The organism is Bordetella genomosp. 1 (genome assembly GCF_002261335.1).
Lineage (GTDB): Bacteria > Pseudomonadota > Gammaproteobacteria > Burkholderiales > Burkholderiaceae_B > Bordetella.
Window position 1 is genome coordinate 457,550 of sequence record NZ_NEVL01000003.1, and the last position, 23,222, is coordinate 480,771.

The 23,222-nt window shown below is 68.5% G+C and carries 24 protein-coding genes; 13 read left to right on the forward strand and 11 right to left on the reverse strand.

The genetic code is table 11. The features are described 5' to 3' along the window. Window positions 1-208: 208 nt before the first annotated feature. Window positions 209-523, reverse strand: a complete 315-nt coding sequence (locus tag CEG14_RS10565; RefSeq protein ID WP_143277193.1) for a hypothetical protein — start codon at window positions 521-523, stop codon at window positions 209-211. 70 nt (window positions 524-593) lie between these two features. Continuing rightward, window positions 594-920 (reverse strand): hypothetical protein, encoded by a 327-nt coding sequence (locus CEG14_RS10570; RefSeq protein WP_094826328.1) that lies wholly within the window; start codon window positions 918-920, stop codon window positions 594-596. Window positions 921-1,221: 301 nt separating this feature from the next. Between CEG14_RS10570 and CEG14_RS10575 the strand changes: the two genes are divergently transcribed. The 3 genes from CEG14_RS10575 to CEG14_RS10585 all read left to right on the forward strand — a co-directional run bounded on the left by CEG14_RS10575 (window position 1,222) and on the right by CEG14_RS10585 (window position 3,329). After that, the gene (locus CEG14_RS10575; RefSeq protein ID WP_094826329.1) at window positions 1,222-1,593 is read left to right on the forward strand and encodes a hypothetical protein; all 372 of its coding nucleotides are present in this window, start codon (window positions 1,222-1,224) and stop codon (window positions 1,591-1,593) included. Window positions 1,594-1,789: 196 nt separating this feature from the next. Next, window positions 1,790-2,506 (forward strand): TetR/AcrR family transcriptional regulator, encoded by a 717-nt coding sequence (locus tag CEG14_RS10580; RefSeq protein ID WP_218831323.1) that lies wholly within the window; start codon window positions 1,790-1,792, stop codon window positions 2,504-2,506. Beyond that, on the forward strand, window positions 2,499-3,329 hold the full coding sequence (locus CEG14_RS10585; RefSeq protein ID WP_094826330.1) for a class I SAM-dependent methyltransferase: 831 nt from the start codon (window positions 2,499-2,501) through the stop codon (window positions 3,327-3,329). The genes CEG14_RS10580 and CEG14_RS10585 overlap by 8 nt, the downstream gene beginning before the upstream one ends. 334 nt (window positions 3,330-3,663) lie before the next feature. On the opposite strand, the gene CEG14_RS10590 is transcribed toward CEG14_RS10585, so the two are convergent. From CEG14_RS10590 to CEG14_RS10605, 4 genes are all read right to left on the reverse strand, one after another. Next, window positions 3,664-6,075 carry a TonB-dependent siderophore receptor gene (locus tag CEG14_RS10590; protein WP_094826331.1) on the reverse strand — a complete coding sequence of 804 codons (2,412 nt, stop codon included), beginning with the start codon at window positions 6,073-6,075 and terminating at the stop codon, window positions 3,664-3,666. 122 nt (window positions 6,076-6,197) lie between these two features. Beyond that, a complete protein-coding gene (locus CEG14_RS10595; protein ID WP_094826332.1) occupies window positions 6,198-7,172 on the reverse strand; it encodes a FecR family protein in 975 nt (324 codons plus the stop codon). After that, the gene (locus CEG14_RS10600) at window positions 7,169-7,849 is read right to left on the reverse strand and encodes an RNA polymerase sigma factor (RefSeq protein WP_094826333.1); all 681 of its coding nucleotides are present in this window, start codon (window positions 7,847-7,849) and stop codon (window positions 7,169-7,171) included. The genes CEG14_RS10595 and CEG14_RS10600 overlap by 4 nt, the downstream gene beginning before the upstream one ends. A 294-nt stretch (window positions 7,850-8,143) precedes the next feature. After that, window positions 8,144-9,016: a leucine-rich repeat domain-containing protein gene (locus CEG14_RS10605; protein WP_094826334.1), complete on the reverse strand. Its 873-nt coding sequence runs from the start codon at window positions 9,014-9,016 to the stop codon at window positions 8,144-8,146. A gap of 185 nt (window positions 9,017-9,201) precedes the next feature. Here CEG14_RS10605 and CEG14_RS10610 point away from each other — a divergent pair, with 185 nt between their 5' ends. Continuing rightward, on the forward strand, window positions 9,202-10,419 hold the full coding sequence (locus CEG14_RS10610; protein WP_094826335.1) for an MFS transporter: 1,218 nt from the start codon (window positions 9,202-9,204) through the stop codon (window positions 10,417-10,419). Between the two features lie 85 nt (window positions 10,420-10,504). On the opposite strand, the gene CEG14_RS10615 is transcribed toward CEG14_RS10610, so the two are convergent. Beyond that, window positions 10,505-11,845, reverse strand: a complete 1,341-nt coding sequence (locus CEG14_RS10615) for an MFS transporter (RefSeq protein ID WP_094826336.1) — start codon at window positions 11,843-11,845, stop codon at window positions 10,505-10,507. Between the two features lie 578 nt (window positions 11,846-12,423). Here CEG14_RS10615 and CEG14_RS10620 point away from each other — a divergent pair. The 3 genes from CEG14_RS10620 (at window position 12,424) to CEG14_RS10630 (ending at window position 14,364) form a co-directional block, all read left to right on the forward strand. Further along, window positions 12,424-12,828: a hypothetical protein gene (locus CEG14_RS10620; protein ID WP_094826337.1), complete on the forward strand. Its 405-nt coding sequence runs from the start codon at window positions 12,424-12,426 to the stop codon at window positions 12,826-12,828. A 199-nt stretch (window positions 12,829-13,027) separates the two neighbouring features. After that, the gene (locus CEG14_RS10625; protein ID WP_143277194.1) at window positions 13,028-13,546 is read left to right on the forward strand and encodes a hypothetical protein; all 519 of its coding nucleotides are present in this window, start codon (window positions 13,028-13,030) and stop codon (window positions 13,544-13,546) included. Between the two features lie 92 nt (window positions 13,547-13,638). After that, on the forward strand, window positions 13,639-14,364 hold the full coding sequence (locus CEG14_RS10630; protein WP_094826339.1) for a sulfite exporter TauE/SafE family protein: 726 nt from the start codon (window positions 13,639-13,641) through the stop codon (window positions 14,362-14,364). Between the two features lie 35 nt (window positions 14,365-14,399). Here the strand turns inward: CEG14_RS10630 and CEG14_RS10635 are convergent, their stop codons facing one another. Together CEG14_RS10635 and CEG14_RS10640 are read right to left on the reverse strand one after the other, a co-directional pair. Beyond that, entirely contained in the window at window positions 14,400-15,395 is a 996-nt protein-coding gene (locus tag CEG14_RS10635; protein ID WP_094826340.1) for a Bug family tripartite tricarboxylate transporter substrate binding protein, read from the reverse strand. A gap of 42 nt (window positions 15,396-15,437) precedes the next feature. Continuing rightward, window positions 15,438-16,562, reverse strand: coding sequence for a mandelate racemase/muconate lactonizing enzyme family protein (locus CEG14_RS10640; protein WP_094826341.1), 1,125 nt, complete (start codon window positions 16,560-16,562; stop codon window positions 15,438-15,440). 111 nt (window positions 16,563-16,673) lie between these two features. Here CEG14_RS10640 and CEG14_RS10645 point away from each other — a divergent pair, with 111 nt between their 5' ends. Next, window positions 16,674-17,585 carry a LysR family transcriptional regulator gene (locus CEG14_RS10645; protein WP_094826342.1) on the forward strand — a complete coding sequence of 304 codons (912 nt, stop codon included), beginning with the start codon at window positions 16,674-16,676 and terminating at the stop codon, window positions 17,583-17,585. Between the two features lie 30 nt (window positions 17,586-17,615). Here CEG14_RS10645 and CEG14_RS10650 read toward each other — a convergent pair whose 3' ends face one another. Beyond that, window positions 17,616-18,425, reverse strand: a complete 810-nt coding sequence (locus CEG14_RS10650; RefSeq protein ID WP_094826343.1) for an IclR family transcriptional regulator — start codon at window positions 18,423-18,425, stop codon at window positions 17,616-17,618. Further along, window positions 18,422-19,054, reverse strand: a complete 633-nt coding sequence (locus CEG14_RS10655; RefSeq protein WP_094826344.1) for a flavin reductase family protein — start codon at window positions 19,052-19,054, stop codon at window positions 18,422-18,424. Before CEG14_RS10655 ends, CEG14_RS10650 begins: the two co-directional genes overlap by 4 nt. A gap of 242 nt (window positions 19,055-19,296) precedes the next feature. On the opposite strand from CEG14_RS10655, the gene CEG14_RS10660 reads away from it, so the two are divergent. From CEG14_RS10660 to hpaH, 5 genes are read left to right on the forward strand one after another with little or no spacing between them, the layout of a single operon-like run. After that, window positions 19,297-20,265: a Bug family tripartite tricarboxylate transporter substrate binding protein gene (locus CEG14_RS10660; protein ID WP_094826345.1), complete on the forward strand. Its 969-nt coding sequence runs from the start codon at window positions 19,297-19,299 to the stop codon at window positions 20,263-20,265. A 32-nt stretch (window positions 20,266-20,297) separates the two neighbouring features. Beyond that, window positions 20,298-20,678: a RidA family protein gene (locus tag CEG14_RS10665; protein ID WP_094826346.1), complete on the forward strand. Its 381-nt coding sequence runs from the start codon at window positions 20,298-20,300 to the stop codon at window positions 20,676-20,678. 10 nt (window positions 20,679-20,688) lie between these two features. Next, window positions 20,689-21,561 (forward strand): amidohydrolase family protein, encoded by an 873-nt coding sequence (locus CEG14_RS10670; RefSeq protein ID WP_094826347.1) that lies wholly within the window; start codon window positions 20,689-20,691, stop codon window positions 21,559-21,561. Next, a complete protein-coding gene (locus CEG14_RS10675) occupies window positions 21,558-22,445 on the forward strand; it encodes a fumarylacetoacetate hydrolase family protein (protein WP_094827487.1) in 888 nt (295 codons plus the stop codon). Before CEG14_RS10670 ends, CEG14_RS10675 begins: the two co-directional genes overlap by 4 nt. Then, the gene (gene hpaH / locus CEG14_RS10680; RefSeq protein ID WP_094826348.1) at window positions 22,435-23,217 is read left to right on the forward strand and encodes a 2-oxo-hept-4-ene-1,7-dioate hydratase; all 783 of its coding nucleotides are present in this window, start codon (window positions 22,435-22,437) and stop codon (window positions 23,215-23,217) included. Before CEG14_RS10675 ends, hpaH begins: the two co-directional genes overlap by 11 nt. Window positions 23,218-23,222 lie beyond the last annotated feature (5 nt).

The following is a 23,222-nucleotide window of genomic DNA, read 5'->3' on the forward strand; positions in this document are numbered from 1 at the left end:
TGAGAAAAGGCAGCGGCATCGACAAGCCCGAGCCACGCCTGGACCGCCGCATCGCATCGCCGGACCCGCGACGCAGGCGCAGCGGTAACTTAGCACGCCACCCCGAGCCGATGAAACAGCGCCAGGTAACAGCGCGTATGCACGTCCGCGCGCTGAGCGGCGTCAAGCAACGATCGCAGACGTCGGCTCGACGGATGCGCGGGCGTGCTTATTGAAACGTGTCCCGGTTCGCGCGGAAGTGGTTCCAAAGCTCGTCCATATCCACCATTTCGAAGACGAACCATCCGGCAGTAAACAGCTGCTGATACTTCTTCGACGCGCTGGCGATCATTGCCGTCTCGTCGGCAGCTCTGGCGGCGGCGAGTTGATTGCCGGCCTCGGCAGACAAGGCTTGCAACGTGCCTTGGAGCGCGAGGATCGCCCCTCTGAATGGGTCTCGATCGACAGGATTGCCGGCGTATGCGTTCAGGGAGTCCTGCAATCGCTCGACACAATCCGGATAGTCCTCGAGCAGATCGCGCAAGGACTGAGGGACCGGGGGAGGACGAAGCGGCGGCGATGAACATGCCATTTTCCAATACCCTGCCTGCGTTTCAGTGTTCCGCGCCGGCATCCTCGTCGCTGCGCGACGCCGCCGCGATCGCGGCCGCCAGCAGCGGGCCGACGATGCGTCGCGTCTTGTAGTCATCCACGAAGTAGTTGATGCGATTCGCGAGATGTTGCGCAGACAACCATCCCAGCCCGTGCATATCGCGCAGTTCCGCCTCGTTGAGCTTCACCAGGCATTGGTAACTCACGAACGACGCCTCGCAGGCCACGAGCATGTAGCGCGCGCCCTTCTCGTCTTCGAACAGATACCAGAACCGATCATCGGTGTGATACGGCGCCTTGCCCGGACGAAATGATTTCAAGTTGGCCATCAGTAGATACGCGCTGAGAATCGGAAGATGGGAGTGATGATAACGGGCGGCGCATGACGCTTGCGAAGGCGAGCCTGCACATTATCGCCGTCCAAGGGAAAGGTACGGCGTTGAACGGCGGCGGGGTTGCAGGCGTCGGCGCCTGGCTCGGACCCAGGCGCCACGGGCTCCTGCGTTGGTGCGGCAGGTGCGCTTTGATATATTCGACCCCCCCGGGCGGCGGCCCCTGCAGTGGCACGGTACCGCCGTGCTGCCGCGGCACGCGGTCAGACGCACTCAATGTTCCCCAACAGAAGGTTCCATGTCCCGCAAAAGCCTGTTTGTCCCGCTGATCGCCCTGCTGCTGTTTTCGCTGCTGACCGCCCTCGCCTGGCAGCATCACTTCGCTAACATGCGGCCCTTGTTGCGCGACTTGGTGGGCGACCAGCTCGGGCCGGACATGCAGATCTTCGGCGATTCGCCCAGCCACGACATCCAGGCCATGCAGGCGATCGAAGCGGAAGCGAAACGCGGCGACGCCGGCGCACAGTTCATGCACGCTTTGACGCTCGAGTCGTTCGACATGAAATCCGCGCTGCGCTGGCACCAGGCCGCCGCCGACCAAGGCTACGAACTCGCGATCGCCCGCCTGGAAGAAATCCGCCTCGAACGCACGGACGCCGCCAAGCGATAAAAAGGAGTCAGACTGCAATTTCGCGGGCAGCGATCGAACCAACAAAGGTGTCAGACTGCAATTTCCCGGCCGGCGCGACTCAAAACAATGGTGTCAGACTGCATTTTCTGAAGACGTCTGGCGTGAGAGACTCACGCTGGTCCACCCGAAAAATCTGAGTCGCGCCACAATCCAGTCTCTGGTTCCTCCCTCCGCCATGTCCATTCCCTCCCCTGCCAAGCCGGCGCGCGGCCGTCCGCGCACCATCACGCGCGAGCGCATTGCCGACGCTGGCATCCAGATGGGTCTGCCGCAACTCACCTTCGTCGGCATCGCGGCGCAGCTCGGTGTGAGCCACGTGGCGCTGTACCAACATGTGCCGAGCCTGGACGCGCTGCGGCGGCTGGTGGCCGAAGCGATCTTCGAGCGCTGGCAGATGCCGATGGCGGCGCGCAGACAGGCCCTGCCCGATTACCTGGCCCGGTTCAGCGACTCCTTGCGCGGCCTGGTCGGCGCGCACCCCGGGGTGGCACCGTTCCTGATCCGTCGCGGCGCCAAGACGCCATCGATGGTGGCCAAGATCGATGCGCACCACGAACAGGTGGCGCGCACGCTCAGCCTGTCGCGACCCCGCACACATGGGTTGCCGTCGACCGTGGCATATCACTGCGTGGCGCTGGCGGATACGGTGTATGCGCAAGCAACAGAATCGCAGCCGCCGCCGCCAGCGGCATCGTCTGAAAACGTGCAAGCCGTCGAGGCGGCGATCGAAGCGGAATTCACGCTGGGGATGCGGGCGCTGATCGTGGGTGCGTTGGCCTTGCTGCATGCCTGTCGGCACGATTCCAGTCCTGACGCCACGGTGGCGGTGCCACGCAGTTTTGCGTGTGAGTGCCGAGCGCTCGCCAAGTGGCCGGATGCTTTCGATGAGTGACCAATTTTCTTCCCCCAAGTTGTCGGCGGTTCCCTCGACATTGCGCATTCCGCTTGCGGCGCGCGCGCTCGGCGGCGCGTTGTTTCCGCAGATGGCGGTAGACGACGCCCACGCCGCGGCCGCACTGCAGCGGATGGGCGACGATGGCAGCGTATGGTTACGCGACCGCCAGAGTATCTACGGCGTGTTGGCGCGCACGCAACGGTTCCGCAGCGAGGCGCAGGCATTTCTGCGTGCCGCGCCCGACGCGCAGGTGGTAAACCTGGGCTGCGGACTGAGCGACTATCTGCAGTGGCTCGACAATGGTCACATGCGCATGACCGACGCGGATCTGCCCGAGGTGATGCAGCTGCGCCGCGAATTCCTGCCAGCGCGGCATGAGCGCCATACCCTGTCGGAGCTGGACCTGACCGACCCGAGCTGGTGGGACGCGCTCGGCCTTCCCGCCACGCGGCAGGCCAGCCCGGTGTTCCTGATGAGCGAGGGGGTGTTCATGTATCTGCAGCCCGCCGAGGTGGAGCAGATCCTCGCGACCTTCGGTGAGCGCGCGCCCGCCGGATCGGTGTTCTGCTTCGACGTGATGTGCTGGCTCGCAATGGGCCGCGCCAAGATGCATCGCTCCGTCAAACAGACCGATGCCCAATTCAACTGGGGCCCACGCAAGCTGGCAGACCTCACGCGCCCGCATCCGCGCCTGCGCTTGCGCGCCGCGCATACGGTGATGGAAGGCTACAACCTGTTCTACCGACTCATGGGCCCGTCGTTCCGCACCCTCTTCGGCGTGCCCTTCTACGCCGTCTACAGCCTGGGCGCGTCGGACTGACCCAGGTCGGCGCCAGTCGCCAAACAAAGGTGTCAGACTGCAATTTTCCGTACGGCGGAATTCTGTTTTGTCGTCCGAAGGCCCTCGGGCCATGGACGAAGAAAATGCAGTCTGACACCTTTGATGCGATTGGTGCGGTCCAGGAAATTGCAGTCTGACACCTTTGATCCGGTTGGCGCGGCCCGGGAAATTGCAGTCTGACACCTTAAGTGCGGTTGCCAGCGCCTCGGAAATTGCAGTCTGACACCTTTGTTTAATGGGGCCGAACGCAGGTCGTTTAGCAGGGGCGCGACCTCGGGCGCTTCCCTGCTGGCGAGCCCGACTCAAGCAGCCGTCACCACGTATATTCCATCGTCGCGTACATCGTCCGGCCCTGCCCGTACTGGCAGCCGACCATGCTGTAGCACGATGCCACATACTTTTTGTCGAACAGGTTCGATGCGTTCAAGGACAGCGCCAGCCCGCGGCCCGGCGTGAATTCATATCGCAGCATCGCGTCGAACACCGTGTACGACGGCACCTTGAATGCGTTCTCGCGATCGCCGTAGCTGTCGCCCACATAGCGCACGCCGCCGCCCATGCGCAGCCCGTACAGCGGTCCCGAGGCGGGCAGACGGTAATCCACCCACAGCGACGCCATGTGCTCCGGCACCCGCACCGGGCGGTTGCCCTGAATCTCGGGCTCGGTGGAGCGCTTCACCTTGACCGCGTTCCAGGTGTAGCTCGCCATCAGGTCCAGGTTCTGTGCCAGGCCCACCTTCGCTTCCAGTTCCACGCCGCGCGAGCGCGTCTGCCCTTCCTGGATGTTGAAGCCCGGGTTAGCCGGATCGGGCGTGCTGACGTTCTTCTTGGTCAGGTCGAACAGTGCGAGCGTGTACATCGCATTGGACTGCGGCGGCTCGTACTTCACCCCGATCTCGTACTGCCGCCCCATCTCCGGCTTGAAGACGCGATTGTCGAAGGTGCGGCCGGTGGCGGGCAGGAAGGACTCGAAATAGCTGATGTAAGGCGCCAGGCCCGTGTCGCTCAGATAGACCAGGCCGGCGCGGCCGGTGAATTTCTCGTCGTTCTGCACCGGCGCCGAGGCCCAGGTGGCGGAGTTTTCGTTGCGCACCCAGTCGTACCGCCCGCCCAGCAGCAACACCCACTTCTTGTCGATCTTCAGCTGATCCTGCAGGTAGAGGCCCGTCTGCTGCACGGTCTGACGGTATTCGCTGGCCGGGAACATCATCATGTCGGTGTTGCCATACACCGGCGAAAACAGGTCCAGCGGCGCGGCCAGGCCCAGCTGCTGCCATTGCGAATACTTGATCCGGCTGTAGTCCAGGCCGGTCAGCAGCGTGTGATCGACCGGACCGGTGGTGAACTTGGCCTGCACCTGGTTGTCGACCGCCAACACGTCTCCGCTGCCGCGCCGCGAGTCGGCGAACCGGTTGGCCAGTCGTTGGTCTGCGTCCGCCCAGCCGAGGATGAACAGCTCGTCGCTGCGGTGGCGCACGTGCGAGTAGCGCAGGTTCTGGCGCACCGTGAGGGTGTCGTTGAAGCGGTGCTCGAACAGATAGCCGACCGAGGTCTTCTCGTTGACCGAACGATCGAAGTCCGGCTCGCCGATATACCGGTGCCGCGGCAGCTTGCCATTCGGATTGTAGAGGACCGTCCCTTGCGCAGGCAGCGCGTTGGCGAAATTGCCCGTCTGCTTCTGGTATTCCGTCAGCAGCGTGAATTCAGTCGCCGCGCTGGGCCGCCACGTGAAGGTCGGCGCGACGAAGCGGCGTTCGTTGCGGATCTCGTCGACCTGCACGTCATTGCTGCGGACGAGCCCCGTCAGGCGGTACGACCATACGCCCTCGGCGTCCATCGGCCCGCCGATGTCGAACGCCGCGTGCGAGTAGTCATGGGTGCCGCCCTGCACCTGCACCTGATATTGCGGCGTGCGCGGCGCCCGTTTGGTCACCAGGTTGATCTGGCCGCCGGGATCCGAGGAGCCGTACAGCACCGAGCTCGCCCCGCGCAGCACCTCGATGCGCTCCAGGCCATAGGGCTCGGGCGCGTCCCAGCCGAGGTAATCGCTCGGAAAGCCGCGCAGTCCGTCGCGCAGCAGACGGCCGGTGCCCTGCTGGAAGCCGCGAATGATGAGTTGATCGGCGATGATCTGGCCGCCCGCCACCTCGCTGGTGACGCCCGGCGTATAGCGCAGCGCCTGCGTGACGGTCTTGGGTTGCTGGGCCTGGATCTGCTCGCCGGTCACCACCGACACCGAGGCCGGCACCTCGATCAGCGGCGTATCCGTCTTGGTCGCCGTCGCGCTGCGGTACGCGATATAGCCGTCCGCGGGGCCGTACGCCGTGGGCACGCTGCCCTCGACCTGGACGGGCGCCAGCTGGGTCGCGCTGCCGGACGCCGCCGGTAGCGGCCGGATCGTCACGACGTTGTTCGTGATGTCGTGCGTGAAGCCGCTGCCCGCCAGCAATTCGCTCAACGCACGCTGTGCGGGCATCTGCCCCCGCACCGCATTCGCCCGCGCGGCGCGGATCGATGCGCCGTCGACCGTGACCTGATAACCCGATTGCGCGCCGAAGATCACCAGCGCGTCGGCCAGCGACTGGGCCGGAATGTCGAACGACGCCGTCTGCGCCGCCCGCGGCTGAGCTGCCGCCCCGCCCGGCAAACCCATGGTCAGGCTCGCAATGACGAGGCTGCTCGTCGCGACGCCTTGCGCCAGGCGCTTCCCCACTTTCTTCTTCATTCTCGCTTGCTCCGATTGTGCGATATCACGCCGGTCGGACATCGGTCCGTCCAGGTTCTATCGAGACAACGAAGCAGCCCGCCGATTTTTCGGTAATTCCCTACGAAGCCTAGGGGAATGCCTCATGACGCCGGCGCATCCAGCGACACGACCAGCAGCCAGGGCGTGATCTGGCGCACCCGGCCGCCGTGCGGCTGCACGATCAGCGCCGCCGCCGCGGCCGGATCACGCGTGTCGAAAATGCCCGTCACGCTGAGGTTCTGCGACGCAGCGCCCAGCAGCAGGATGCGGCCGGCGTAGCGCCGGCGCAGGTCATCGATGACATCGGGCAAGGGGCGGTCCACGGCCACCAGCCGCGTTGGCGTCCAGCTGCCCACCACCTCGGGCGCAATGGTGCCCTTGATGGCCGGCCCTTGAGCCGGCATCCGCACCCACTGCCCGCTGGTCAGCACCTCGCTCGAATCCTGCGGTTCGATCTGCTGGACCTGCACCCGGCCATGCTTGACCGCGACGTCGGTCTGGTGGTCCCCGATGCGCACGTTGAACCCCGTGCCGAGCACCGTCACCTGGGTGCCTTCGGCCACGACGCGAAACGGCCGGCGTGCATCGGGCTCGACCTGGAAGAACGCTTCGCCGGCGTAGAGCGTGACCTGCCGGCCGGCGGCACCGATCTCGGCCCGCATGGCACTGCCCGGTGCAAGGCGCACGCGGCTGCCGTCCTCCAGGCGTATCTCGGCCTGGCTTTTCGAGTCGGTGATGAAGTCGGCGCGGACCTGCAGCAACACGACCGGAACGGCCAGCCAGGCCACGACCGCCAGGCCGAGGCCGGCCGCCACGTGCCGCAAGCGCGGCCGCAGAGGCCGCGCACGAACGGGCGGCGCGATGGCTTCGGTTGGCACAGCGGCAGACTCGCGGATCAGCGCGTCGACGTGGGCGGTCTGGCGCCAGGCGCCATCGTGCAAGGGATCGGCCGCGCGCCAGGCCTCGAAGCGCGTGCGCAGATCGGGATCGTCGGGGTCGTCGTCGAGCAGAATGCTCCAGTCAACCGCAGCGCGCAGCGCGGCATCCCAGGCGGTGTCGTGGTCTTCGTGCTTCACAGGCGGCGCGACAAACGTTGGATGCAGTGCATCTTGGCTTCGGCGATCAATTGATGCGTGAAGGTCACCGACAGGCCCAGCCGCTCGGCGATTTCGCGCAGTTTCAGCCCGTCGACGGTGTGCAGCGTGAGGGCCACGCGGGAACGTTCGGGCAACTCGTCCAGGCTTTCGAGCACACGATGCAGATCCCGGCGGGCCGAGACGGTCGCTTCCGGCGAGGGCGCGTGGTCCGGGAGGGTGGCGGCCAGCTCGTTGGGATCGCTGTCGGTCTCGACGCTGTGGCGCTTGCGCGCACGCAGCCAGTCGAGCGCCAGATTGCGAACGGTGCGGTAGAAATACCCGATCGGCTCGGCCAGCGAGCGTCCCTGCTCCACCGCCTGCACGCGCTCCCAGGCGTCTTGCACGATGTCTTCGGCGCTGGCGCGATCCCGCACGAAACTGTCGGCGTAGCTTATCAGATCGCTTCGGTGCAGCTTGTAGAAGCGCACGGACTCAAGTTCGGAGCTCACGTAACGGAAGCGGTCGGTAGGCCAACGGGCGGAAAGGTCGCCGATTGTAAATGACAATGATTTCAATTTCCAGGGCGGGGCGATGTAGCCATAGGTGGGCATTGAGGCGGGATGACTTCGATCGATGGACCGGGATTGCGCGACCGGTGCTGCCGGATCGCGGGTCATGTCGCCACCGCGGCGCCGTTCAGCGTCAAGCCGTCGTCGCCCTCTTCCTCTGCCTTCAGTGCAGAACGGGCTGACCCTTCACGGCCATCCCCCAAAGCGCCCCTGAAAAGGTGTCAGACTGCAATTTTCCGATGCGCGGAATTTGATTCCGAGTCTCGCGGACCACGCTGACACGGCCGAGAAAATGCAGTCTGACACCTTTGTTTTGGTGCGGGCGAGCGGGGTAAATGCAGTCTGACTCCAGATTCTCAGATTCGACTCCAGATCCTCGACGCCAGATCGCCTGGCGCCGGGTCAGATGGTGGCGGCGATGTGGGTTTGGGGGATGCGGGCGGCGAGCTGGTGTTCGAGGGGGCCCAGGCCGATGTTGCGGCAGCCGACCAGGGTCAGGCTTTGCAGGGTGCGCAGGCGGTCCAGGGTGGTGATGTCGGTGATCTTGGGGCAGTACTGGATGTCCAGTTGCCTGAGCTGATCGAGGTTGGCGATGGCGGCGATGCGCTGCAGGGCATTCTGGTTCTTGATGCGCAGCGCGCGCAGGCCGGCGAGCGCCTGGATGCCGTCGAGTGACGCGAGGGTCCGGCCGCCGACCAGGCCGAGCGCTTCGAGCGGCAGTGCCGCGATGCGCGCGAACACGGCTTCGTCGAACGGCACGTTGAGGAGGTCGAGCTCGCGCAGCGGCAGCTGGAGCGCCCGGTCGAGCGTCGTGCCGCGCGCATCGGGGACGATGGCGAGCGACTGCAGGCTGGGGAAGTCCGCCGGGTCGAAGCGCAGCGGCCGGTCGATGAAGAGCGACAGCAGATGTGGCATCGCCCCGCCCTTCCAGGTGTGGCTGCCCTGGCCCGGCACCAGCGCGAGGTGGCGCAGCGACGGCGGGAACAGGTCTGCGCGCAAGGCGCCGATGAGGGCCGGGTCGACGCTGCCCGGGCCGATGGAGAGCGCCACCAGTGCGGGCATCTGCGCGATCAGTGCAGGGACCTCCGCGATACGCGCCAACGGCGGCGCCCACAGGTGCAGGGACCGGATCCGCGCCAGGGTCGCGGCGTCGGGCGGCGCGTCGTGGAACACCGTGGGGGTGCTGCCGGGGAACTGCGCCGCATGGCTGCTGTGCAGGCAGACCCAGCGTTCGTCATGGGCGGGCATCGGATCGGTGTACGCAATGGCCGACATGCAAGATTCCTGAATGTGGGACGTGACAGTGTAGAGGAGGCGTGCGGCGCACCATCGCGGCGCATCTTGCCGCGCGTTTCCGCTTAAGCCAAATGGTTGTGAGCGCAGACATTCAAATGACAGCTCTGGGTGCTTACAATACCCCTGTTGCATCGCAACATTCCGCTGTTTCTACCTCGCCTCACATGTCCCACTCTCCTACACAGCACCGGCCTGGCCTGGTGCTGCTCGCACTTGCTGTCGGCAGCTTCGCCATCGGAACCACCGAGTTCGCCACGATGAGCCTGCTGCCCTACTTTGCCCAGTCGCTGGGCATCGACGCCCCGACCGCCGGCCACGTGATCAGCGCCTATGCGCTGGGCGTGGTCGTGGGCGCCCCGGTGCTGGCCGTGCTCGGCGCACGCATGCCGCGGCGGCGCCTGCTGATCGCGCTGATGGCGCTGTTTGCCGTCGGCAACGGCCTGAGCGCCATCGCGCCCGACTATCACTGGATGCTGGTGTTCCGCTTCATCAGCGGCCTGCCGCACGGCGCCTATTTCGGCATCGCTTCGCTCGTCGCCAGCTCGCTGGTGCCGGCGAATCGCCGCACCATGGCGGTGGGCCGGGTGTTTCTCGGCCTCACCGTGGCCACCATCATCGGCGTGCCGATGGCCAATTGGCTGGGCCAGGTCGTGGGCTGGCGCTGGAGCTTCGGCCTGGTGTCGCTGCTCGCCATCCTCACGATGACCAGCGTCGGCATCTTCGCGCCCGACACCCCGGCCGACCACAAGGCCAGCCCGCTGCGCGAACTTGGCGCGTTGAGCCGCGCCCAGGTCTGGATCACGCTCGCGATCGGCGCGGTCGGCTTCGGCGGCATGTTCTCGATCTACACCTACCTGGCCGACACGCTGACCGCCGTCACCCACGTCGACCCCACCACCGTGCCCTTCGTGCTGAGCGTGTTCGGCCTGGGCCTGACCGTGGGCAACATGGTGGTGCCGGTGTTTGCCGATCGCGCCGTCATGCGCACGGCGGGGGGGCTGCTGGTCTGGTCGGCCGTGATGCTGGCGCTGTTCCCGCTGATGGCCCACAACGTCTGGCTCATTTCGCTCAACGTGTTCCTGGTCGGCGTCGGCGGCGCGCTCGGCACGGTGCTGCAGACGCGCCTGATGGACGTGGCCGGCGACGCGCAAAGCCTCGCCGCCGCGCTCAATCACTCGGCCTTCAACGCCGCCAACGCGCTCGGCCCCTTCCTGGGCGGCCTCGCCATCGCGGCCGGTTTCGGCTGGACCTCGACCGGCTGGGTCGGCGCGCTGCTCGCGCTCGGCGCGATGCCGCTGTGGCTGTGGGCGGTGCTGCTCGAGCGCCACCACCGCGCCGCGCGCGCCGCCCGCCTGGTCGCGAGCACCGAGTCCGCGCGCTGAGCGCCGCGCCACCGCGTCGCAAATGCAATCGGCCCAGGCAATGCCTGGGCCGATTGCATTTGCGCGCTCGCGCGACGCGGGCCGCTCAGCGCGCCGGCGCGGGTTCCGGGTCCGGCGCGGCCGACAACACCGGCTCGGCCACCTCGGTGTTCGGCACGACGTTGGTCAGGTCTTCGGTCATCTCGTGGTCGAGCGCGCCCTGCACCAGGTCGTCGGTGACGCGCAGCTCCACCCCCACCGGCGACATCTGGGCCGCGGCGGCGAACGGCGCCACGGGCGCGGGCGCGGGACGTTCGCCGCGACGCCAGACGAAGAAGCTCACCAGCCCGAGATTGAGCACCGCGAAGCTCCAGAACAGGCCCGCCGCGCCGAACTGCGTCATCACCGGCGAGATCACCAGCGGGCTGAGCGCCGAGCCGATGGAATTGATCAGCAGCAGGCCCTGGATCATGCGCACCAGCGCATCGGCCGGCGCGCGGTCGGCCGCGTGGCTGACGGCCACCGGGTAGATCGCGAACACCCCGCCGCCCAACAGGAACAGCAAGGGCATCAGCAGCCAGGAGCCCGCCGGGATCAGCAGGATCAGGAAACTCAGCGCGGCGCAGAACACCGCCAGCGCGATCAGCACGACCTGGCGATCGCGCAGGTCCGACCAGCGGCCGACCGGGTACTGCAGCACCATCGCGCCCAGGATCACCGCGCTCATCATCTTGCCGACCTGCGCCACGTCGAGGCCGATGCGCTGCAGATAGAGCGGCAGCAAGGTGTAGATCGCGGCGATGGCCACGCCCGAACCGAAGCAGCCCATCACGCCGGTCGGCGTCATGCGCGCGAGATGGTGCGGCAGCAGAGGCTCGACGCGCTCGACCAGGGGGGACACGCGCGGGATCATCGCCATGGGCATCACCGACAGCGAGGCCAGCAACCCCGCCACCATGAACGGCGCCATCTCGCCCAGCGCGGTGATGCTGCCGAGCTCGAGCTGGCCCAGCATGCCCGAGCCGTAGAGGGCGATCATGTAGAGCGCCAGCAGGCGGCCGCGCATCTTGGCGTCGCCGGCCAGCAGCATCCAGCTTTCCACCACGAGGAACACCCCGACGCTGGCCCAGCCGTTGATCAGGCGCAGCACGAACCAGGCTTCGCGATTGAAGACCAGGCCCTGCAGCAGCACGGTGACTGCGATGAGCGAGGCGAAGCAGCTGTAGGCGCGGATGTGGCCGATGCGCAGGATCAGCCGATCATTGAAGATCGCGCCCAGCGTCAGGCCGATGAAGTAGGACGACGAAATGATGCCGATGACGGTGGCCGATTCGCCGGCCGCGTCCAGTTGCAACGTCGTGAGGGAGGAGATGAAAGCGTTGCCGATGCAGACAACGAACAAGCCAAGTAAAGGCGCCAGCACCAGGGCCAGCAACTGCCGCGACATGAAAGCCTCGATTTCGAGTGAGCGCAATGCATCCGGTTCGGCCGGACTACCGATATGAAGGGTTCGAAGAAGGTGCAACGTGGCTGGCGCTGGGCCGCCTGGGCTGGGCGTGCACCGACCGTCCGGGTCGGGGATGGCGCCCTGGGTCTCCTGGGAGATGTCGGGGGTGGCAGGTCGCGCCGCGCGCGCCCGCGGGCACGGCTGTGGCCAGGGCGACGGCGCCGCGCGGTCCGCAGCGGACGGCAGCGCCTCGTTCGGACGGCCCCTGGCGCCGTGCGCCGCACGGCGGGTGGGCCTGCGTCGCGCGTCGGCGTGGCGATGAATGAAATCCGAGCCGGATTGTAGCGCCGCGCCGCGGGGCCCTGGCGCGACTGTCTCCCCTGCACGACAGACTCGAAGAGATGCCGATAATTATTGTTTCACGGTTACATCGTTTGCTACATCTGCGGACTACAGTCTTAGCATCTGCCTGCCGTTAGTAATAGCACTTGCCCGATCCTTGCACGCGCAACGATCGCCCCGCCCAGCGGGCCCCACGGCCCCTGTGCGTTTCCGGACTGGACGATGACCCGACCGCGATGACCCAACCGCTGCCCGCGCCCCTGCCCGGCCAACTGCACCGCCTGCAGCTGTGTTTCGCCGGCGCCTGCCTGTGCATCGCGGCGAGCTATCTGCTGGCGGCCGGCGCGCCGGGATTCAAGGCGCCCACCGCGCTTGCCGGCTGCCTGTTCCTGGTCACGTTCGCCCTGATCGGCGGCCACCTGTGGCTGCTGTACCGGATCGCCGCGCGGCTTGGCCGCGACGGCGCGCGCTGGCTGCTCGCCATCGTCGCCCTGCCCCTCGCGGCCCGCCTCACCGGCCACGACAACTTCTACACCCTGGTCTTGCTCCCGGCGACCCTGTGGGCCGCGGCGCACGTGATGGTGGTGCTCGCCGCGCGCGGCCGCATCGCCCACCGCGTCGGCGCTCAGCTACTGCGCTGAGCGGTCGGGCCGGCCCATCGCGCAGCGCGCCGCCGACGGTCCCTCCCGCGACGGGATGGTTGCGCCCGCAGCCATCGGCGCCCGGCGGCACGCGTGGCCGGCGCGCGCCCCGTAACAATTGCAGATCGCACGACCATTGACCGGGCGCGACCCGCGCGGATACAACCTCGTGCATCCGCCCACGCGCTCCAGGCCTTTCATGTTCATTCTCGTCATTGCCATCCTCGTGCTGGTGCCAGCGGCAGCGCTCGCGTGGCGGGTGCGGCGGCGCGGCGCGGTCGATGGCGCACGTCGCATCCTGCTCGACCTCGCGGTGGGCGCGGCGCTGTTCGGCCTGGTCGGCCCGCTGGCAGGCCTGGTCGTGTTCCTCATGCTCGTCGGCATCTCGGAGCGGGAGTTGCAGTGGCTGCGTTATCTCGCGCACTACGACATCGCCTACCAGTTCGGCGCGCTGCCGGCCGTGTTGACGGGGCTCGCCGCCGGCGCGCTCAAGCCCGCGCTCGCCGGCTGGAAGCGCTGGGCCGGCGTGCCGTTGATCGGCGCCGCGCTGGGTTTCGCCTGGCTGATCTGCCACGAGTACCTGCACTATCATCGCGGCGGCTTGCTCTCGCTGGCCGGGCCCGCCGGCCTGATCGGCGGCATCTCGCTGGTGTCCTCCTGGGCCTGCGTCATGCTCCAGGTGCGCCGCCCGCGCGCCGCGGCGCTGCCCGCGGGCTAGCCTGCCCGGACGGCGCGCTCGCACTGCATGCGGTCGCGCGCGCCGTCATTGGGTAAGATGGCGGCCCGTCCCGCGCTCCGCCTCTGCCCGCCGTGGTCTTCGTTCTGGTCTTCCTGGTCGCACTCGCCGCTGGCGGCGTGAGCGGTGTCATCGGCACCGGCTCGTCGCTGTTGCTGCTGCCGGTGCTGGTGCACGCCTACGGCCCGAAGGAGGCGATCCCCATCATGGCGGTCGCGGCCGTGCTGGGCAACCTGTCGCGCCTGCTGGTGTGGCGGCGCGAGATCGACTGGCGCGCCGCGCTGGCCTTCGCATTGGCGGGCATGCCCGCGGCCGCGCTCGGCGCCCGCACCATGCTGGCGCTGCCGGCCTGGATGGTGGACCTCGGGCTGGGCGTGTTTTTCTGGGCCATGATTCCCGGCCGGCGCGTGCTTCACGCGGGCGGCTATCGCCTGTCCCTGACCCACCTCGCCCTTTGCGGCGCCGCGATCGGGTTCCTGACCGGGCTGGTGCTGTCGACCGGTCCGCTGAGCGTGCCGGTGTTCATGTCGTACGGGCTTGCGGGCGGCGCCTTTCTCGGCACCGAGGCCGCCAGCTCGGTCCTGGTGTATCTCGCCAAGGTCGCGACCTTCGCGCTCCAGGGCGCGCTCACACCCGCCATCGCGCTGCAGGGGCTGCTGACCGGCGCCGGCATCATGGCGGGCACCGCGCTGTCCAAGCGCTTCGTGCTGGCGCTCGGCCCACGGGTGCACCTGCTGCTGCTCGATGGCCTGCTGCTCGTCGCGGGCGCCCTGTTCTTCTGGCTCGCCGTGTTTCGCTGAGCGCGCGCCGGCCGCGGCACGGCGCGCGCCCGGGTTCAGCCTTGCAGGGTGATGCCGCGCGCCTTGATCAGCTCGGCCCATTTGCGCCGCTCGTCGCGCATGAAGTCGGCGAAACGCTCGGCGCTGCCGCCACCGTCTTCGGCGCCGAAGCTCTCCAGCTGCGCCACCACGTCGGGCTGCGCCAGCGCGCGGTTGACGTCGGCGTTGATGCGCGTCACCAGCGCCGGGGCCATGTTGCCCGGCCCCACCAGGCCGAACCAGATGCTGGCCTCGTAGCCGGGATAGCCCGACTCCGCGATCGTCGGCAGGTCGGCAAACGCCTTGGCGCGTTGCGCGCCGGTCTGCGCGATGGCACGCAAGCGCCCCGCCTTCACGAAGCTCGACGTGGTGGTCATGCCCTCGATGGCGAAGTCGAGCTGGCCGCCGATCAGATCATTCATCACCGGCGCCGAGCCGCTGTATGGGACGTGCAGCGCGGAGACGCCGGCCGCCTGCTCGAACAGCGCCAGCGCGAGGTGCTGCGCCGAGCCGACGCCGGACGAGCCGAAGCTCACCTGGCCCGGCTTGGCGCGGCAGCGTGCCACCAGCGCGTCCAGCGTGGCCACCGGGCTGTCGGGCCGCGTCACCAGCAGCTGCGGGGTCTTGCCCACCAGCGCGATGGCGCTGAAATCCCGCTCTGCCGAGAATTTCAGCCCCGGGTTCAGGCCGGGCGCGATGCCCAGCGCGTTGATGTGCCCCATCATCAGCGTGTTGCCATCGGGCGCGGCGCGGGCCACCTCGGCGGCCGCGATCAGGCCGGCGGCGCCGACCTTGTTCTCGACCACGATGGGCATGCCCCATTGCGCGCTCAACTTGTTGGCGACGATGCGGGCCAGCACGTCGGTGCCTCCGCCGGCCGGAAAGCCCACCACCAGCCGCACCGGCCCGGGCGGCAGGCCGGCGGCCGCCTGCGACGCCAACGCGGCGCGGGCGGGTACAGCGCAAGCCAGGGCCGATCCGGCCATGGCGGTCATGAAGCGACGGCGGTCCATGTCTGTCTCCTTGTCATGTTGTCATGGGACCCAATCGGACGCTCAGGACACAGTGGTCCAGCGTCCGTACTTCGACACCTGCTTCTCGTCGAATCCGAAGCCCAGGCCGGGCTCCTGGTGCAACACGACCCGGCCCTTGCTGTGCGCGAGCTGGCGGTCGATCAGGCGCCGGAAGTTCAGCACCTGGTCGTCCCAGAAGTATTCGACGTAGCGCGCGTTCGGCGTGGCGGCCACCAGCGGCGCGTGCACGTCGTGGAACCAGTGCGGGCACACCTGCACGCCGTAGCCGGCCGCCAGCGCGGCGATGCGCTTCCATTCGGTGATGCCGCCGCACACGGCGGCGTCGGTCTGCAGGATGGCGGCCGCGCCCGCGTCCAGCAGCTGCTTGTGATACCAGCGGCCGTAGCCGATCTCGGCGGTCGCGACCGGGATCGACGTCAGGCGCGCCAGGCGGCCGTGGCTCTCGATGTCGTCGGGGCCGAACGGCTCTTCGATGAAGTACGGGCGGTACTGCTCGATGCGGCTCAGGTACTGCATGGCCTGCACGGTGTCGACCCAGCCGTTGTTGCAGTCGAGCATGAGCTCGACGTCGGGGCCGACCGCCTCGCGCGCGGCGCGCACGCGCGATTCCTCGCCCTGCGGCGACCAGCGCCCGGTCTTCATCTTGACCGCCTGGAAGCCGAGCTCGACGTAGCTCGCCATCTCCTCGCCCAGCATCTCGGCGGTCTTGCCCTCCACGTAGTAGCCGCCGCTGGCATAGGCGGCCACGGTGTCGGTCTGCGCGGCGCCGAGGAACTTGTGCAGCGGCAGCCCGACGCTGCGGGCGTTCATGTCCCACAGCGCGATGTCGAGCGCGCTGATGGCGCGCATCACCGTGCCGGCGCGGCCCTGCAGCAGGCTTTCCTGGTACATCTCCTGCCACAGCGCCTCCACGGCCAGCGACTCGCGGCCCAGCAGCACAGGCGCCAGCAGCTGCTCCACGGCGACGCGGAACAGCTCGCCCGCGGCGCTGCCGACGTAGCAGAAGCCGATGCCTTCGATGCCGTCGGCGCTGCGCACCTTGACCAGGCCGTAGTGGCGGTCGGTCACGGTGCGGTTGGAAAACGAGGTCACCTTGTCGAGCGGCACGGTGGCGGCGCAGACGTCGATGGACTTGATGATGGGCACGGGCGATCTCCTTGATCGATGGCTGACAGTGAAAACAGCACCACTGTGCACCGCCACCGCACTTCAAGAAACCCGTGTTGAACGTCTTCAGACCGCGTAAAATCCGTGGTCATGGATACGCGATTCCTGCAGAGTTTCGCGGCAGTGGTGGATCTCGGCTCGATTGCCGAGGCGGCCCGCCGTCTCGACCTCGCACCCACCACCGTCACGCAGCAGATCCGCGCCCTCGAGGCCGACCTGGGCGCGCGCCTGCTGATGCGCGCCGGCCGCACGGTCAAGCCCACCGCGGTCGGCTCGCGCATCCTGGCCCACGCGCACGACGTGCTGCGCGACGTGCGCGACCTGCGCTCGGCCGCCACCGAAACCGGGCTGCCGGCCGGGCCGCTGCGCCTGGGCGCCACGCCCAGCGCGTTGATGGGGCTGCTTCCGCCCATGCTGCGCGCCTGGAAGCAGGCCTATCCGGCGATCCCGATCTACATCGAGCCAGGCACCTCGGTGCGGCTGCTCGACCGGGTCAATGCCGGCGAGCTCGACGCCGCGATCCTGGTGCACCCGGCCTACGAGCTGCCCAAGACCTGCGGCTGGCGCCTGCTGCGCGAAGAGGCGCTGGTGCTGCTGGCGCCGCGCCGGCTGCGCGTCACCGATGCCCTGCAGACCGCGGCGCGCGAACCCTTCATCCGCTACGACCGCAACGTGGTGGCCGGCAAGCTCGCCGACGAGTACCTGCGGTCCCATGGCGTGCGGCCCAAGGTGCAGTTCGAGCTCGACGGCATCGAGCACATCGCCAAGCTGGTGGCCGAAGGATTCGGGGTGTCGGTGCTGCCCGACTGGCCGGTGATCGGGGCGCCCGACCCGCAACTGCGACGCTGGCCCCTGCCCGCGCCCTGCCCCTCGCGCCAGGTCGGCATGGCCTGGCTGCGCACGTCGGTGCGCTGCGCGCTGGCCGAAGAGTTTCTGCGGGTCATCCTGCGCGACACGAACTCGGACACCGACAGGCCGGCGCGGCGCGTCGCCCGCCGCTGACGGCAAGCCTGTCTGCGCGCAGAAGACGGGTCAGCCGGGCATTTGCCGCCGCGCGCCCTGTTCGACCTGGGCCTGGCGCGCGGCGATCGCCGCCGCGGTCTCGCGCATGCGCGCGATCACCGTGTCGAAGCGCTGCGGCGCAAGCCGCTCCGCCATGGCGGTGACGGTCACCGCGCCGAGCGCGCCGCCGTCCGCGGCCAGGATCGGCACGGCCACCGCGCTGGTGCCCGGCATCAGCCCGGCGGGCGCATGGGCCAGCCCCTGCGCGCGGGCGGCCTCGACGCGGGCCAGCACCTCGTCCACGCCCTCGCCCAGCACCGCCAGCCGCGCCGCGTTGTCGTGCACCAGCGCGGCGCTGTCGGCCGGCGCGAGGTTGGCCAGCAACGCCACCCCGGACACGCCCACGCCCAGCGGACGCCGCACGCCCACCTCGATGGACAGCACCTGGATCGGATGATGGCCGGTGCGCCGGCCGATGCAGATCGAGTCGTGGCCATGGCGGATGCTGAGGAACACGGTGTCGCCCACCTGGTCGGCCAGCTCGGCCAGATAGGGATCGGCCAGCGTCAGCAGCGGAAAACGGCGAGTGCGCGCCAGCCCCAGCAGGCTGATCTCCGGGCCGATCAGATAACGGCGGGTCGCGGCGTCCTGCTCGACCGCACCCTCCTGGATCAGGGTCTTGAGCAGCCGGTGCACCGTGGGCCGGTTCAGGCCCGACATGCGCTCCAGGTCCACCAGCCGCACCCCGCGCTCCTGGCCACAGGCCACCAGGCGCAGCAGCGCCAGTGCGCGGCGCACGGTCTGCGCACCGCCGCCCGCGTCGTCGGCCGGCACGCTCATGGCGCCTCCGCGTTCATCACGGATTTCGGCGTCTGGCGGATCGCCCGTTTGGTGACGATGGGGCCGAGCGTGGCGTAGTTGGGCCCGCCGATGCGGCACACCGGGCGCAACCGGGTGGTGTCGATCTTGCCGTCCTGCAGCAGGCCGTCGCGGATATGGAAACGCACGACCTCGCCCACGAAGAACTCCGCGCCGGTGGCGCCGAAGGGCGTGACGCTGTGATAACGGCACTCGAGACTGATCGGCGCGTCGACCAGGCGCGGCGTGGCGATGAGGTCGCCCGGCGTCACGGCCAGGCCGAGCAGGTCGGCTTCGCTGATCTCGGGCGGATGCTCCTCCGCGCTGGCGTGGATGGCGTCGAGCAGCGACTCGTCGCCGATGTTCACCACGAAGTGGCCCTGCGCCAGGATGTTGCTCGCGGTGTCCTTGCGCTGGCCGGCCTTGCGGCCGATGTTCACGCCGATCATGGGCGGCGTATTCGACACGAAGGTGTAGCAGCTGAACGGCGCCAGGTTCACCCCGCCGTTCGGGTTGAGGCTGCTGATCCACGCGATCGGCCGCGGCACCACGATGCCGCTCATCAGCCGGTAGGTCTGTTCGGGGTTCAGGTCGTGTGCGTCCAGGTGCATGGCTGTCTCTTGGTAGTCCGGATATTGAACCATCGTTGCGCGCGGCCGCCGACGCGGACGCACGAACACAGCCTTATTTTGCGTTCCGCAGCCACGATCCGCATGCCCGTCCGCCAAGGCTTTGCCGACAAAAGTCCAACATCCGGAACTTTTACTCAAATCGGCATTGTCCGGCCGCCGCCATGTTCCTAGAGTTTCATCACACAAGAAAAAACGTGATTCACCGATCCAGGAGACAAACCATGAAACGCAATCCGCTGCGGCTGTGCGCCGCGCTGGCGCTCAGCGCCTTTGCCACCCTGGCCCAGGCGGCCTGGCCCGAGAAGCCCGTCAAGATCGTGGTGCCCTACCCGCCCGGCGGCAACGTGGACGTGGCGGCGCGGCTGATCGCGCCCGGCCTGCAACAGGCGCTGGGCCAGCCCTTCATCGTGGAGAACAAGCCCGGCGCCGGCGGCATGATCGCCGGCGAACAGGTGGCGCGCAGCGATCCCGATGGCTACACGCTCTTCATGGCGGCCAATGGCCCGTTGCTGTTCTCGCCCCTGATCTTCAAGCGCGAGGCCTACAAGTGGGACCGCGATTTCGCGCCCATCAGTTCGATCTCGTACACCCCGCTCGTGCTGCAGGTCAAACCCGATCTGCCCGCCAAGTCGCTCAGCGACCTGATCGCACTGGCAAAGAAGGAACCCGGCAAGCTCAACATGGCGTCGCCGGGCGCCGGGACCACCAATCACCTGGTGAGCGAGCTGCTGCAATCGCTCACCGGCGCGCGCTGGACGACGGCGCAGTACAAGGGCAACGCGCCCGCCACCACGGACCTGCTGGGCGGCCAGGTGGACTTCAACTTCGACCAGATCTCGGTTGCGCTGCCCTACGTGAAGGAAGGCCGCCTGCGTGCGCTGGCCGTCACGACCGCCAAGCGCGTGCCCTCGATGCCGGATGTGCCGACCTTCGCCGAGGCCGGCGTCCAGGGCATGGAGGCGGCCACGTTCACCGGCCTGCTGGCGCCCAAGGGCACGCCGCCGGAGATCCTGGCGAAGCTGAGCGAGGCGCTGACCCGCATCCTGGCCGAGCCCACCATCATCAAGCGCTTCGAGGAACTCGGCGCCGAAGCCCGCGGCAGCTCGCCCGAGGCGTTCACCCGCTATCTGGCCGCCGAAGACGCGCGCTGGACCCCGATCATCAAACGCGCCGGCATCACCGCCAACTGAGGCCGCGCGCCTCCCTCACCACGGACATCGCCATGAGCAGACGCAGCATCTATGCCGAAGGCTTCAGCCACAAGAACCCCATCCCCGCCGCGTGCCGCATCGGCCCGATGCTGTATTCGGGCAGCATCCAGGGCACCGATCCCGCGACCGGCGCCTATGGCGACACGCTCGAACGCCAGTGCCGGCTCATGTTCGACCACGTGCGGCGCATCGTCGAGGCAGGCGGCGGCACGGTGGCGCACATCGCCAAGATGACGGTGTGGATGCGCGACCGCAGCCAGCGCGCCGCGCTCAACGCCGTGTGGCTGGAGCTGTTTCCCGATCCGGCCGACCGCCCCGCGCGCCACACCATGCAGGCCGATCTCGACGGCGACAAGCTGATCGAGTGCGACTTCGTCGCCGTGATCGGATAAGGAGACCCCCATGACGCAGTACCAGGCCTTCCAGCCCAATCCCAGCGTGCCGGCCACGCGCCTGCCGCCCGGCGCCTGCGACAGCCAGTTCCACGTGTTCGGCCCGGCCGAGCGCTATCCGGTCCGCGCCGGCGCGGCCTACGAGATGCCGACCGCCACCATCGAACGCGCGCTCGCGCTGCACCGCCTGCTCGGCATCGAACGCGGCGTGATCGTGCAGGCGACCACCTATGGCGCCGACCATCAGGTGGTGCTCGACGGCCTCGCCGCCGCCGGCCCGAACTATCGCGGCTGCGCCAACGCCGTGGTGCTGGCCGAGCGCGACGACGCCTATATCGCCCGGCTGCACGACGCCGGCGTGCGCGGCGCGCGCTTCACGCGCCAGGGCCTGGGCATCAGCATGGCGCCCGCGGTGTTCGAGCGCGCCATTGCGCGGCTGCGCGAGCTCGGCTGGTACGCCAAGTTCCAGCCCGAGCCCGACGGCATGATGGCGCAGGCGGCGCAGTTCGAGCGGCTCGACATCCCGGTGCTGCTCGACCACATGGGCCGCGCCGATCCGGATAAAGGCGCAAGCGATCCCACCCGCACCCTGCTCGAGTCGCTGCTCGGGCGCGGCAACTTCTGGGTGATGCTGTCGCTCACCGAAAAGATCTCGAAGCACGGCCCGCCCTGGGACGACGTGACGCCCCTGGCGCAGGCGCTGATCGCGGCCAATCCCGATCGCGTGGTCTGGGGCAGCGACTGGCCGCACCCCGTGTCGGTGAAGGCCACGCCCGACGAGGGCCGCCTGGTGGACCAGCTCGCGCGCTATGCGGGCGACGCCGCCACCCTCAAGAAAATCCTGGTCGACAACCCGGCCCGCCTGTTTGGATTCGACGCATGAAGCTGCTCACCTACACCCATGATGGCCGCGAGCGCTTCGGCGCCCTGCGCGGCGAGCACGAGATCGTGGCGCTCGACGGCCTGGGCCACGCCAGCCTGCAGGCCGCGATCGCCGCCGATGCGCTTGCGGCGCTGGCACGGCAGGCCGAGACGCTGCCGGTCACCCATGCGCTCGCCGACGTGCGCCTGTTGCCGCCGATTCCCGCGCCCGAGAAAATCATCTGCGTGGGCGTGAACTACGGCAAGCGCAACGAGGAATACCGCGATGGCAGCGCGCCGCCCGCCTATCCCAGCGTATTTCCGCGCTTTCCGGGCTCGTTCGTGGGCCACGGCGCGCCGCTGTTGCGCCCGCCCGAATCGGAACAGCTCGACTACGAGGGCGAGATCGCCATCGTGATCGGCCGGGCCGGCCGCCGGATCGCCGCCGCCGACGCCTGGCGCCACGTGGCCGGCCTCACCTGCCTCAACGAGGGCACGGTGCGCGACTGGCTGCGGCACGGCAAGTTCAACGTGACGCAGGGCAAGAACTTCGACGCGAGCGGCAGCATGGGCCCGTGGCTCGTGACGGCGGACGCGTTCGATCCGGCCGCGCCGCTCACGGTGCGCACCCGCGTCAACGGCGAGCTGCGCCAGGAGGACAGCACCGACAACCTGATGTTCCCGTTTGCCGAGCTGATCCGCTACATCTCGATCTGGACCACCCTCAAGCCCGGCGACGTGATCTCGACCGGCACCCCGATCGGCGCCGGCGTGCGCTTCGACCCGCCGCGCTTTCTCAAGCCCGGCGACGTGGTCGAGGTCGAGGTGCCGGGCATCGGCGTGCTGTCGAACCCGGTCGCCGACGAACCCACCGCACGCCACTCCGGAGCCCGCCATGCTGAATGATGCCGAGCGCGATCGCGCCGCCGCCCTGCTGCTCGAGGCCGAGCGCAGCGGCGTGCCCACCACCCAGCTCGACCAGGTATTTCCCGCCATCGAGATCGCCGACGCCTACGCGATCCAGCAGCGCAACATCGACCTCAAGCTGGCCGCCGGCGCGCGCCTGCGCGGCCACAAGATCGGCCTCACCTCGAAGGCCATGCAGAGTACCGTGGGCATCGACGAGCCCGACTACGGTCATCTGCTCGACAGCATGTTCTTCCAGGACGGCGAGACGATTCCCACCGACAGGCTGATCGTGCCGCGCGTGGAGGTGGAGCTGGCATTCGTGCTGGGCAAGCCGCTGCGCGGCCCGGGCGTGAGCCTGTTCGACGTGCTGGACGCCACCGATTACGTGGTGCCCGCGCTGGAGCTGATCGATGGCCGCAGCAAGTATCCGCGCCGCATCGTCGACAACATCGCCGACAACGCGGCCTGCGCCGGCATCGTGCTGGGCGGCCGGCCGGTGCGGCCGCTCGACATCGACCTGCGCTGGGTCGGCGCGCTGCTGTTCAAGAACGGCGTGATCGAGGAGTCGGGCGTGTCGGCCGCGGTGCTCGGCCACCCGGCCCTGGGCATCGCCTGGCTGGCCAACAAGCTCGCGCTGCACGACACCGGGCTCGAGGCCGGCCACATCGTGCTGGCCGGCTCGTTCACCCGCACGGTCGCGGTGGCGCGCGGCGACACGCTGCACGCGGACTACGGCAAGCTCGGCAGCATCTCGGTGCATTTCTCCTAGGACGC

Coding starts and splice junctions, on each gene's coding strand:
- CEG14_RS10645 (WP_094826342.1), top strand. CDS start 16,674: ATGGATACGCGATTCCTGCAGAGTTTCGCGGCAGTGGTGGATCTCGGC.
- CEG14_RS10570 (WP_094826328.1), bottom strand. CDS start 920: ATGGCCAACTTGAAATCATTTCGTCCGGGCAAGGCGCCGTATCACACC.
- CEG14_RS10670 (WP_094826347.1), top strand. CDS start 20,689: ATGACGCAGTACCAGGCCTTCCAGCCCAATCCCAGCGTGCCGGCCACG.
- CEG14_RS10655 (WP_094826344.1), bottom strand. CDS start 19,054: ATGCACCTGGACGCACACGACCTGAACCCCGAACAGACCTACCGGCTG.
- CEG14_RS10665 (WP_094826346.1), top strand. CDS start 20,298: ATGAGCAGACGCAGCATCTATGCCGAAGGCTTCAGCCACAAGAACCCC.
- hpaH (WP_094826348.1), top strand. CDS start 22,435: ATGCTGAATGATGCCGAGCGCGATCGCGCCGCCGCCCTGCTGCTCGAG.
- CEG14_RS10675 (WP_094827487.1), top strand. CDS start 21,558: ATGAAGCTGCTCACCTACACCCATGATGGCCGCGAGCGCTTCGGCGCC.
- CEG14_RS10585 (WP_094826330.1), top strand. CDS start 2,499: ATGAGTGACCAATTTTCTTCCCCCAAGTTGTCGGCGGTTCCCTCGACA.
- CEG14_RS10610 (WP_094826335.1), top strand. CDS start 9,202: ATGTCCCACTCTCCTACACAGCACCGGCCTGGCCTGGTGCTGCTCGCA.
- CEG14_RS10575 (WP_094826329.1), top strand. CDS start 1,222: ATGTCCCGCAAAAGCCTGTTTGTCCCGCTGATCGCCCTGCTGCTGTTT.
- CEG14_RS10625 (WP_143277194.1), top strand. CDS start 13,028: ATGTTCATTCTCGTCATTGCCATCCTCGTGCTGGTGCCAGCGGCAGCG.
- CEG14_RS10600 (WP_094826333.1), bottom strand. CDS start 7,849: ATGACCCGCGATCCGGCAGCACCGGTCGCGCAATCCCGGTCCATCGAT.
- CEG14_RS10590 (WP_094826331.1), bottom strand. CDS start 6,075: ATGAAGAAGAAAGTGGGGAAGCGCCTGGCGCAAGGCGTCGCGACGAGC.
- CEG14_RS10660 (WP_094826345.1), top strand. CDS start 19,297: ATGAAACGCAATCCGCTGCGGCTGTGCGCCGCGCTGGCGCTCAGCGCC.
- CEG14_RS10580 (WP_218831323.1), top strand. CDS start 1,790: ATGTCCATTCCCTCCCCTGCCAAGCCGGCGCGCGGCCGTCCGCGCACC.
- CEG14_RS10605 (WP_094826334.1), bottom strand. CDS start 9,016: ATGTCGGCCATTGCGTACACCGATCCGATGCCCGCCCATGACGAACGC.
- CEG14_RS10650 (WP_094826343.1), bottom strand. CDS start 18,425: ATGAGCGTGCCGGCCGACGACGCGGGCGGCGGTGCGCAGACCGTGCGC.
- CEG14_RS10620 (WP_094826337.1), top strand. CDS start 12,424: ATGACCCAACCGCTGCCCGCGCCCCTGCCCGGCCAACTGCACCGCCTG.
- CEG14_RS10615 (WP_094826336.1), bottom strand. CDS start 11,845: ATGTCGCGGCAGTTGCTGGCCCTGGTGCTGGCGCCTTTACTTGGCTTG.
- CEG14_RS10635 (WP_094826340.1), bottom strand. CDS start 15,395: ATGGACCGCCGTCGCTTCATGACCGCCATGGCCGGATCGGCCCTGGCT.